8 protein-coding genes are annotated in these 10207 nt (G+C 67.9%); 5 read left to right on the forward strand and 3 right to left on the reverse strand.

From position 1 onward, the window contains the following. Positions 1 to 419 precede the first annotated feature (419 nt). Complete coding sequence (locus ACWD3C_RS46765) at positions 420 to 725, forward strand: hypothetical protein (RefSeq protein ID WP_451154629.1); 306 nt, start codon at positions 420 to 422, stop codon at positions 723 to 725. A gap of 152 nt (positions 726 to 877) precedes the next feature. On the opposite strand, the gene ACWD3C_RS46770 is transcribed toward ACWD3C_RS46765, so the two are convergent. Next, positions 878 to 2092, reverse strand: coding sequence for an RNA-guided endonuclease InsQ/TnpB family protein (locus ACWD3C_RS46770; RefSeq protein ID WP_451154631.1), 1215 nt, complete (start codon positions 2090 to 2092; stop codon positions 878 to 880). A 50-nt stretch (positions 2093 to 2142) separates the two neighbouring features. Here ACWD3C_RS46770 and tnpA point away from each other — a divergent pair, with 50 nt between their 5' ends. Further along, positions 2143 to 2571 carry an IS200/IS605 family transposase gene (gene tnpA, locus ACWD3C_RS46775; RefSeq protein WP_451154633.1) on the forward strand — a complete coding sequence of 143 codons (429 nt, stop codon included), beginning with the start codon at positions 2143 to 2145 and terminating at the stop codon, positions 2569 to 2571. A gap of 193 nt (positions 2572 to 2764) precedes the next feature. Continuing rightward, on the forward strand, positions 2765 to 5344 hold the full coding sequence (locus tag ACWD3C_RS46780) for a RelA/SpoT family protein (protein WP_451154635.1): 2580 nt from the start codon (positions 2765 to 2767) through the stop codon (positions 5342 to 5344). 101 nt (positions 5345 to 5445) lie between these two features. On the opposite strand, the gene ACWD3C_RS46785 is transcribed toward ACWD3C_RS46780, so the two are convergent. Then, positions 5446 to 6675 carry a DUF349 domain-containing protein gene (locus ACWD3C_RS46785; RefSeq protein WP_451154637.1) on the reverse strand — a complete coding sequence of 410 codons (1230 nt, stop codon included), beginning with the start codon at positions 6673 to 6675 and terminating at the stop codon, positions 5446 to 5448. Positions 6676 to 6809: 134 nt separating this feature from the next. Then, positions 6810 to 7637 (reverse strand): peptidylprolyl isomerase, encoded by an 828-nt coding sequence (locus ACWD3C_RS46790; RefSeq protein ID WP_451154639.1) that lies wholly within the window; start codon positions 7635 to 7637, stop codon positions 6810 to 6812. A 177-nt stretch (positions 7638 to 7814) separates the two neighbouring features. Here ACWD3C_RS46790 and ACWD3C_RS46795 point away from each other — a divergent pair, with 177 nt between their 5' ends. Then, the gene (locus ACWD3C_RS46795; protein ID WP_451154641.1) at positions 7815 to 8525 is read left to right on the forward strand and encodes an MBL fold metallo-hydrolase; all 711 of its coding nucleotides are present in this window, start codon (positions 7815 to 7817) and stop codon (positions 8523 to 8525) included. Positions 8526 to 8538: 13 nt separating this feature from the next. Next, positions 8539 to 9801: a histidine--tRNA ligase gene (hisS, locus tag ACWD3C_RS46800; protein WP_451154643.1), complete on the forward strand. Its 1263-nt coding sequence runs from the start codon at positions 8539 to 8541 to the stop codon at positions 9799 to 9801. Positions 9802 to 10207 lie beyond the last annotated feature (406 nt).

The following is a 10207-nucleotide window of genomic DNA, read 5'->3' on the forward strand; positions in this document are numbered from 1 at the left end:
TTTGACGTGTGTTTTGTTGTTCGGTTTGGCTGTGTTTGTTATTTATCTTTTTTGTTCGCGTCGTGGGACGGCGGCCCGTTAGCGGCCGCCCCCACACGCCTCATTTGCTGTGACTTGTTAGATCAGTTCTGATTGATCGTCAACTTCCAGGCAGGTGCGGGGAGATGAACGTGGTTACGGGGAGAGGGAAGCTCAGATGTTGCTCAAGTTTCTTGTGATGTACATGAAAAATCTGATGAGATGAATTTCGGCTCCCCGGTGAGGGAGCGGACCATGGTTGATCAACTCAAGGGGGAACTTGAGTGTCGAGTTTGCGCAAGTTTGCGACGGGGGTAGTCGCTGTTACCTCGGTCGTAGCGCTGTCTGGGGCTGCTGCGCCAGTGAATGCGAGTACGGCCACTGAGGGCGCCACTGATGTCGTGACGATCCAGGCGAACCCCTGCACGAGCTGGAAGATGGCTGGTGGCATCCCTCGCAAGTGGAAGAAGTCGTCGCCGTCTCCGTGTGCCACCTTCGGTCGCCTCGGGTACAAGGTTCGTTACGAGTGGAAGGCCGACCGCGGAACGCCGTGCATCAAGGTCTTGGGGTTCAATAAGCGGCAAAAGGCGAAGTGGTATGACGCGGGCTGCGGGAAGAGTGGGTTCATCAAGAACGTGCCGTGGGGTAACGTGGCGGCCTCGAAGCAGATCAAGATCAAGGGTGCGTCGCTGCTCAAGTGGAAGTGACCTCTTGACTCTCAGTCACTGACTCCGACGCGCATTCGGAGGCGGGCCCCGGAGGAATCCGGCGCCCGCCTCTGTGTCTGTGTCCGTTTGTCCTGTCGCCGTACAAGGCCGTCTCAGTGACTCCTCCCCCGGCTGAAGCCGGGGGCTTCTCGCTATGCCAGTTGGGCTTCGCGACGGACCAGCCCGGCCCGTAGAACGTTCAGGGCGCCCACCGTGTCCGCGTGCGTGCTGTGGCCGCACGAGACGCAGTGGAACTTCTCCTGGGTGGGCCGGTTCTCCGCTGAGACGTGCCCGCAGGTGGGGCAGGTCCTGGAGGTGTTGCGGGGGTCCACGGCGATCACTTCCCGTCCGGCGCTTTCAGCCTTGGCGTTCAGGATCGTCAGGAACACCCCCCATCCGGCATCCGAGATCGAGTGGTTCAGCCCTGCCTTCGCGGCGGCCCCGTTGGGCAGGAAACTGCCCGGCTGGTCGGGGTCGGGCTTCGGGGCGGGGGCCTTGACCATGTTGCGGATCTTGAGGTCTTCGTGCGCGATGACGTCGTGCTGGCGCACGAGATCAAGCGCGGTCTTGTGGGCGTGGTCCAGGCGCTGACAGCGGATTTTGCGGTGCAGACCGGCAACCTTCTCAACCGCCCGCTGGTGATTCTTGGTGCGCTTGTCCCGGCGGACTCGCGGGAAACGGGCAAGGGCCTGCTGTGCCGCCTCCAGCTTCGCGGCGGCCTTCCGGCCGTGGCGCGGGTTGGGGATGAACCCGCCGTTCGAGTCGGCGAGGAAGTTGGCTATGCCCAGGTCGAGGCCGACCACGCTGCCGGTCGTGGGCAGCGGCTTCGGCTCGTCCTGTTCGGCGGTCAGGATCACATACCAGCGCTTGCCTTCGCGCTTGACGCTGACGGTCTTGACCTTGCCGACCACGGGCCGGTGCTGGTTGACCTTGACGTGGCCGACACCCTGGAAGCGAACGCGGGTCATGGGGTCGTGCGGGGTGGAGTCCCACCGGCAGCCGTCCCCGTCCTTGGGGAAGTCCACCGTGTCGAACCAGTTCACACCGCGAAAGCGCGGGTAGCCCGGAGTGTCGCCGGACTTGATGCGGCGGAAGAACGCGGCGAACGCCTTGTCGAGACGGCGCAACGTCGCCTGCTGGCTGGAGAAGGACCAGCGGCCCTGGCGCTCCGGGTCGAATGCCCGGATGTCCTTGAGCTGCGCGGACTGCTGCCCGTACTTGATGCTCGTCCTGGAGGTGTGCCGGTAGGCGTCGCGGCGCTCCTGCAACGCCCCGTTGTAGAGAGAGCAGTGATCGGCCAGCATCTCCCCGAGGGCCTGCGCCTGGCGGACGGTGGGCCGCATGAGGAACTTGTACGCACGGATCATCCGGCCCACCCCCTTCCACGTCGGTTCGCTTGATCGTACACACTTGGCGTATGTCACCACGCTGGGAACCAAATCCCGATATCCGCACTGGACGTCATGTTGCCTACAGCCTGCACGCGCATTTGGTGTTCGTCACCAAGTACCGGCGGGACGTCTTCGATGGCGACATGCTCAAGCGGTGCGAAGAGATCATGCGCGAGGTGTGCGCCGGCTTTGATGTGGAGCTGCGCGAGTTCAACGGTGAGACCGATCATGTGCACCTGCTGGTGCACTACCCGCCGAAGGTCGCCTTGTCGAAGCTGATCAACTCCCTCAAGGGGGTCAGCTCCCGGTACCTGCGGGCCGAGTACACCGGCCGGATCAACCGCATCGGCATGGGCTCGGTGTTTTGGTCCCGCTCGTACTTCGCGGGGTCCTGCGGCGGAGCGCCGCTGACCGTAATCCGCCAGTACATCGAGGGCCAGAAGCGGCTCGTCTGACCGTCACCACGAGGGCGAAGAGACCTACGGCGGTTCGCGTCTCCGTGGCATGGATGCGTTTCCCTCCCCGGCCGAAGCCGGGGATACCCACGCAAGATCAGGGATGGCCTGAAGGCGATCCCGGCGCGGAGGATCGCTACCATGGGGTCTCCGGAGCCTGACCGGGGACCCGGATCGCGCACGAGGAGCCCTCTTGCCAGACGAGGCCCAGCACCTGACCGCCGCCAAGCCCGAGTCCGCCTCGGAGCCCGCGGCCACGCCCGCGCCGAACGCGAAGAGCGCGCAGCACGCCAAGAACGCGGCGCAGGGCTCGGTCGAGCACGCCCAGTCCGCGCCCGGCAGCAAGGCGGCCGAGCAGCCTCGCCCCAAGCCTGCCCCGCCCGAGCGCCCGGCACCCGCCCCCGCTCCGGCACCCGCGCCCACGCCCGCTGTCCGCCCGACGCCGGGCCAGCCCGCCCGCTCCGGCTCCTCCAACCGCGTCCGCGCCCGCCTCGCCCGGCTCGGTGTGCAGCGCTCCAACCCGTACAACCCGGTCCTGGAGCCGCTGCTGAGGATCGTGCGCAGCAACGACCCGAAGATCGAGACCGCGACGCTCCGCCAGATCGAGAAGGCCTACCAGGTCGCCGAGCGCTGGCACCGCGGCCAGAAGCGCAAGAGCGGCGACCCGTACATCACACACCCCCTCGCCGTCACCACCATCCTCGCCGAGCTGGGCATGGACCCGGCCACCCTCATGGCGGGCCTCCTCCACGACACCGTCGAGGACACCGAGTACGGCCTCGACCAGCTCCGCCGCGACTTCGGCGAGCAGGTCGCCCTGCTCGTCGACGGCGTCACCAAGCTGGACAAGGTCAAGTTCGGCGAGGCCGCCCAGGCCGAGACCGTGCGCAAGATGGTCGTCGCCATGGCCAAGGACCCGCGCGTCCTGGTCATCAAGCTCGCCGACCGCCTGCACAACATGCGCACCATGCGCTACCTCAAGCGCGAGAAGCAGGAGAAGAAGGCGCGTGAGACCCTGGAGATCTACGCGCCGCTCGCCCACCGCCTGGGCATGAACACCATCAAGTGGGAACTGGAGGACCTCGCCTTCGCGATCCTCTACCCCAAGATGTACGACGAGATCGTGCGCCTCGTCGCCGAGCGCGCCCCCAAGCGCGACGAGTACCTGGCCATAGTGACCGACGAGGTGCAGAGCGATCTGCGGGCCGCCCGGATCAAGGCGACCGTCACCGGCCGACCCAAGCACTACTACAGCGTCTACCAGAAGATGATCGTCCGCGGCCGTGACTTCGCGGAGATCTACGACCTGGTGGGCATCCGTGTCCTCGTCGACACCGTCAGGGACTGCTACGCCGCTCTCGGCACCGTGCACGCGCGATGGAACCCGGTCCCCGGCCGGTTCAAGGACTACATCGCGATGCCCAAGTTCAACATGTACCAGTCGCTGCACACGACGGTCATCGGACCCAACGGCAAGCCGGTCGAACTCCAGATCCGAACGTTCGACATGCACCGCCGGGCCGAGTACGGCATCGCCGCCCACTGGAAGTACAAGCAGGAGCCCTCCGCCGGCGCCTCCAAGGTCCGTACGGACGCGCCCAGGAACGCAGCCGGCAAGGCCGGCAAGGACGCAGCCGCCGTCAACGACATGGCGTGGCTGCGCCAGCTCCTCGACTGGCAGAAGGAGACCGAGGACCCGAGCGAGTTCCTGGAGTCCCTGCGCTTCGACCTCTCCCGCAACGAGGTCTTCGTCTTCACGCCCAAGGGCGACGTCATAGCGCTCCCGGCCGGCGCCACCCCCGTCGACTTCGCGTACGCGGTCCACACGGAGGTCGGCCACCGCACCATAGGCGCACGTGTCAACGGACGACTGGTCCCGCTCGAATCCACCCTGGACAACGGCGACCTGGTCGAGGTCTTCACCTCGAAGGCGTCTGGCGCGGGCCCCTCCCGCGACTGGCTCGGCTTCGTCAAGTCGCCGCGCGCCCGCAACAAGATCCGTGCCTGGTTCTCCAAGGAGCGGCGCGACGAGGCGATCGAGCAGGGCAAGGACGCGATCGCACGCGCGATGCGCAAACAGAACCTGCCGATCCAGCGCATCCTCACGGGCGACTCGCTGGTCACGCTCGCCCACGAGATGCGCTATCCCGACATCTCGTCCCTGTACGCGGCGATCGGCGAGGGCCATGTGGCCGCGCAGAACGTCGTACAGAAGCTCGTCCAGGCACTCGGCGGCGAGGAGGCCGCCACCGAGGAGATCGACGAGGCCGTCCCGCCCGCCCGTGGCCGCGGCCGCAAGCGCCGCAGCAGCAACGACCCCGGTGTCGTCGTCAAGGGCGTCGAGGACGTCTGGGTGAAGCTCGCCCGCTGCTGTACGCCCGTGCCCGGCGACCCCATCATCGGCTTCGTCACCCGTGGCAGTGGCGTATCGGTTCACCGCAGCGACTGCGTCAACGTCGAGTCTCTCTCCCGCGAGCCGGAGCGCATCCTCGACGTCGAGTGGGCCCCCACCCAGTCCTCGGTCTTCCTGGTCGCCATCCAGGTCGAGGCCCTGGACCGCTCCCGCCTGCTGTCGGACGTCACCCGCGTCCTGTCCGACCAGCACGTCAACATCCTGTCGGCGGCCGTCCAGACCTCCCGCGACCGCGTGGCCACCTCCCGCTTCACCTTCGAGATGGGCGACCCCAAGCACCTGGGGCACGTCCTGAAGGCCGTACGGGGTGTGGAGGGCGTGTACGACGTGTACCGGGTGACGTCGGCGCGCAGGCCGTAACCGAAGCGCACAGCATGAGAGAGGGGCTCCGTACGATGCGTACGGAGCCCCTCTGTCGTATGAACTCTCGTATGAACGAAGTCGTCAGCTGAACGAAGGCGTCAGCCGCCGAACTCCTCCAGACCCTTCAGAGCCTGGTCCAGCAGCGCCTGGCGGCCCTCCAGCTCCCTTTCGAGCTTGTCGGCCTTGGCGTTGTTGCCCTGGGCCCGCGCCTGCTCGATCTGGCCCTTCAGCTTGTCCACGGCCGACTGGAGCTGACCGGTCAGACCCTCGGCACGCGCGCGTGCCTCCGGGTTCGTCCGGCGCCACTCGGTTTCCTCGGACTCCTGGATGGCCCGCTCGACGGCGTGCATCCGGCCCTCGACCTTGGGACGGGCGTCACGCGGCACATGCCCGATGGCCTCCCAGCGCTCGTTGATGGAGCGGAACGCGGCACGGGCCGCCTTCAGGTCCGAGACCGGCAGCAGCTTCTCCGCCTCCTCGGCCAGCTCCTCCTTGAGCTTGAGGTTCTCGGCCTGCTCGGCGTCGCGCTCGGCGAACACGGAGCTGCGGGCCGCGAAGAAGACGTCCTGAGCACCGCGGAAACGGTTCCACAGGTCGTCCTCGTGCTCTCGCTGCGCGCGGCCCGCGGCCTTCCACTCGGCCATCAGCTCGCGGTAGCGCGCCGCCGTCGGACCCCAGTCCGTCGAGTCCGACAGGGCCTGGGCCTCACCGACCAGCCGCTCCTTGGTCTTGCGGGCCTCCTCGCGCTGCGCGTCCAGCTGCGCGAAGTGCGCCTTGCGGCGCTTGGAGAACGCCGAGCGGGCATGCGAGAAGCGGTGCCACAGCTCGTCGTCCGACTTGCGGTCGAGCCGCGGCAGCCCCTTCCAGGTGTCCACCAGGGCCCGCAGCCGCTCACCGGCCACCCGCCACTGATCGGACTGGGCCAGTTCCTCCGCCTCGGCGACCAGCGCCTCCTTGGCGTGCCGCGCCTCGTCGGACTGCTTCGCGCGCTGGGCCTTGCGCTCCTCCCGGCGCGCCTCGACGGTCTCGACGAGCTTGTCCAGCCGCACCCGCAGCGCGTCCAGGTCACCCACCGCATGGTGCGCGTCGACCTGCTCGCGGATGTGGTCGATGGCCGTCTGCGCGTCCTTCGTCGACAGGTCGGTGGTCTTCACTCGCTTTTCGAGGAGGCCGATTTCGACAACCAGGCCCTCGTACTTGCGTTCAAAGTAAGCCAGCGCCTCCTCAGGAGAGCCGGCCTGCCAGGAACCGACGACCTTCTCGCCGTCGGCCGTCCGCACGTACACGGTCCCCGTCTCGTCGACGCGGCCCCACGGGTCGCTGCTCACAGCGCCTCCTCCACATGATGCCCGCGGGGGTCTGTGGCACCCCGGGCATCGTCCACAGTTTCGTCACGGCCAACATAGGCGACCGGCGGGGCGGCTGTCCGCATCCCGCGCGACCGAAATTTCGCAGCTGGCGGTCAGGATTCCTTGACCGTGGCCTTGTTGATCACCACGGTCGCGTTGGGAGCGCCGTCGCCCTGACCGGTGCTCTCGCCCGCGTCCGCGATCTTCTTCAGCACCTCCATGCCGGATTCGGAAATCGTGCCGAACGGCGTGTAGCTGGCCGGAAGCTGACTGTCCTGGTAGACGAGGAAGAACTGGCTGCCGCCGGAGTCCTTCTGGCCCGTGTTCGCCATCGCGACCGTGCCCGCCGGGTACACCCCGTCCTTGAGGCGCTCGTCCGTCAGGTTCTCGTCCGGGATCGTGTAGCCGGGCCCGCCCATGCCGGTGCCCTCCGGGTCGCCGCACTGCAGGACGTAGATGCCCCCGGTGGTGAGCCGGTGGCACTTCGTGTGGTCCAGGTAGCCCTTGCCGACCAGGAAGTTGAACGAGTTCACCGTGTTCGGGGTCTTCGCCGCGTCCATCGCTATCGCGATGTCACCGCAGGTGGTCTGCAGATCCATCGTGTACTTCGCCGTCTTGTCGATGGTGATCGCCGGTTCCTTGTCGTACGTCAGCGACTTCACCTTGCCCTCGGCGGGCTTCTCGCACGGGTCCGGAGCCTTGGGGGTCGCCTCCGCGCTCGGGGTGACCTCCGCGCTCGCGGTGTCCTTGTTGTCGGCGTTGTCGTCCTTCAGCGCCCCGGTCGTGTACAGCGCCAGGCTGCCCACCAGGATCACGCCGAGGACGGACGCGATCACGGAATTGCGGACACGTGCCTTGTGCCGCGCGGCCGTGCGCCGCTGCTGCTGCCGCAAGAACTTCTCCCGGGCGAGCTGACGCCGCCGCTGTTCCTGGCTGACCACCGGGTTTCTCCTCGTGCGTCTCGTATGTCAAGTGGGACGCGTGCGTCTTGTGAGCCGACCGCCTGCGTGTGCCCCGTACCGTATATGGGTTCGCTGAGGAAACGGCAGCGCCGGTAGGCTCTGGCCCACAGCCAAGCCACCCTCACCCATCCTCGTACGACACAACGAAGGACGATTGTGCTCATTGCCGGGTTCCCCGCCGGGGCCTGGGGGACCAACTGTTATCTGGTCGCCCCCGCCGCCGGTGAGGAGTGCGTGATCATCGACCCGGGCCATCAGGCCACCCAGGGAGTCGAGGAGACGCTGAAGAAGCATCGGCTCAAGCCTGTCGCGGTCGTCCTCACCCACGGCCACCTCGACCACGTGGCCTCGGTCGTCCCGGTGTGCGGCGCGCACCACGTACCGGCGTGGATCCACCCCGAGGACCGGTACATGATGAGCGACCCCGAGAAGGCGCTCGGCCGTTCCATCGGGATGCCGCTCATGGGCGAGCTGACCGTGGGAGAGCCCGACGACGTCAAGGAACTGGCCGAGGGCGCCCGGCTGGAGCTGGCCGGTCTGGAACTGTCCGTCGCGCACGCGCCCGGCCATACCAAGGGGTCGGTGACCTTCCGGATGCCCGAGACGGCGGACATCCCGTCCGTGTTCTTCTCCGGGGATCTGCTCTTCGCCGGCTCCATCGGACGCACCGACCTGCCCGGCGGTGACATGGCCGAGATGCTCGACTCGCTGGCCCGCGTGTGCCTGCCGCTCGACGACTCGACCGTGGTGCTGTCCGGCCACGGCCCCCAGACGACCATCGGCCAGGAGCGCGCCACCAACCCGTATCTGCGGCAGGTGGCCGCCGGCCAGGGAGCCCACCAGGACGCTCCCCGACGAGGAATGTGACGAGAGACCTTCCGTGAGCACCTTCAAGGCCCCCAAGGGCACGTACGACCTGACCCCGCCGGACAGCGCCGCCTACCTCGCCGTACGCGAGGCGATCGCCGCCCCCCTGCGCAACTCCGGGTACGGCTACATCGAGACGCCCGGTTTCGAGAGCGTCGAGCTCTTCGCACGCGGGGTCGGCGAGTCCACCGACATCGTGACCAAGGAGATGTACGCCTTCGAGACCAAGGGCGGCGACAAGCTGGCCCTCCGTCCCGAGGGCACGGCGTCCGTGCTGCGCGCCGCGCTGGAGGCCAACCTGCACAAGACGGGCAACCTCCCCGTCAAGCTCTGGTACTCGGGCTCGTACTACCGCTACGAGCGCCCCCAGAAGGGCCGTTACCGCCACTTCTCCCAGGTCGGCGCCGAGGCGATCGGCGCCGAGGACCCGGCGCTGGACGCCGAGCTGATCATCCTGGCGGACCAGGCGTACCGCTCGCTGGGGCTCAGGAACTTCCGCATCCTGCTGAATTCGCTCGGCGACAAGGAGTGCCGTCCGGTGTACCGGGCCGCGCTGCAGGACTTCCTGCGCGGCCTGGACCTGGACGAGGACACGCTGCGCCGCGCGGAGATCAACCCGTTGCGGGTCCTCGACGACAAGCGGGTGGACGTCCAGAAGCAACTGACCGACGCCCCACTCTTGCGCGACTACCTGTGCGACGCGTGCAAGGCGTACCACGAGGAGGTGCGCCAGCTGATCACGGCCGCGGGTGTCTCCTTCGAGGACGACCCCAAGCTGGTGCGCGGCCTGGACTACTACACCCGTACGACCTTCGAGTTCGTCCACGACGGTCTGGGCTCCCAGTCCGCGGTGGGCGGCGGCGGCCGTTACGACGGCCTGTCGGAGATGATCGGCGGCCCGGCGCTCCCGTCGGTGGGCTGGGCGCTGGGCGTCGACCGTACGGTCCTCGCTCTGGAGGCCGAAGGCATCGAGCTCGAACTCCCCGCGTCCACCAGCGTGTTCGCCGTTCCGCTCGGCGAGGAGGCCCGCCGCGTCCTCTTCGCCAAGGTCACCCAGTTGCGCAAGGTGGGCGTCGCGGCCGACTTCTCGTACGGCGGGAAGGGGTTGAAGGGTGCGATGAAGAACGCCAACCGGAGTGGGGCGCGGTACGCGATCGTCGCGGGGGAGCGCGATCTCGCCGACGGCGTCGTCCAGTTGAAGGACATGGAGTCCGGCGAGCAGGTGGCGATCGGCGTGAACGAGATCGTGGCGGAGTTGGAGGCCCGGCTGGGCTGAGCCGGGTTTCCTCGCCCCCGCCGCCCCTACCCGTCCCATCTCCCCAGGGGCTCCGCCCCTTCGACCCCGCCAGGGGGCTTCGCTCCCTGGACCCCCAGGCCTATGCCCACCCACCACCCGACTCGGTAGGTCAGGAAGCGGGCCTCGCACTCCCCTCAGCCCGTCCGGCATTCGCGGACAAGGCCGCAGTTCGAGGACAAGGCCGCAAGGCCGACCCACCACCCACCGGGTCGCCCACTTCCAGCCCACCCCAGCACCCTCAGCCCGTCCGGCGCTTGAGGACGAGGCCGAAGGCCGATAAACCACCCCCGGACACCGCACTGTCCGGCCCACCCCCGGACACCGCACTGTCCGGCCCACCCCCCCGCCCCCCCCCCGCGCCCGGCCCCCCCCCCCCCCCCCCCCC

Source organism: Streptomyces sp. NPDC002845, assembly GCF_053591955.1.

Excerpts from the sequence above, each read along its gene's own strand:
- ACWD3C_RS46770 (WP_451154631.1), bottom strand. The coding sequence starts at position 2,092 with ATGATCCGTGCGTACAAGTTCCTCATGCGGCCCACCGTCCGCCAGGCG.
- tnpA (WP_451154633.1), top strand. The coding sequence starts at position 2,143 with ATGTCACCACGCTGGGAACCAAATCCCGATATCCGCACTGGACGTCAT.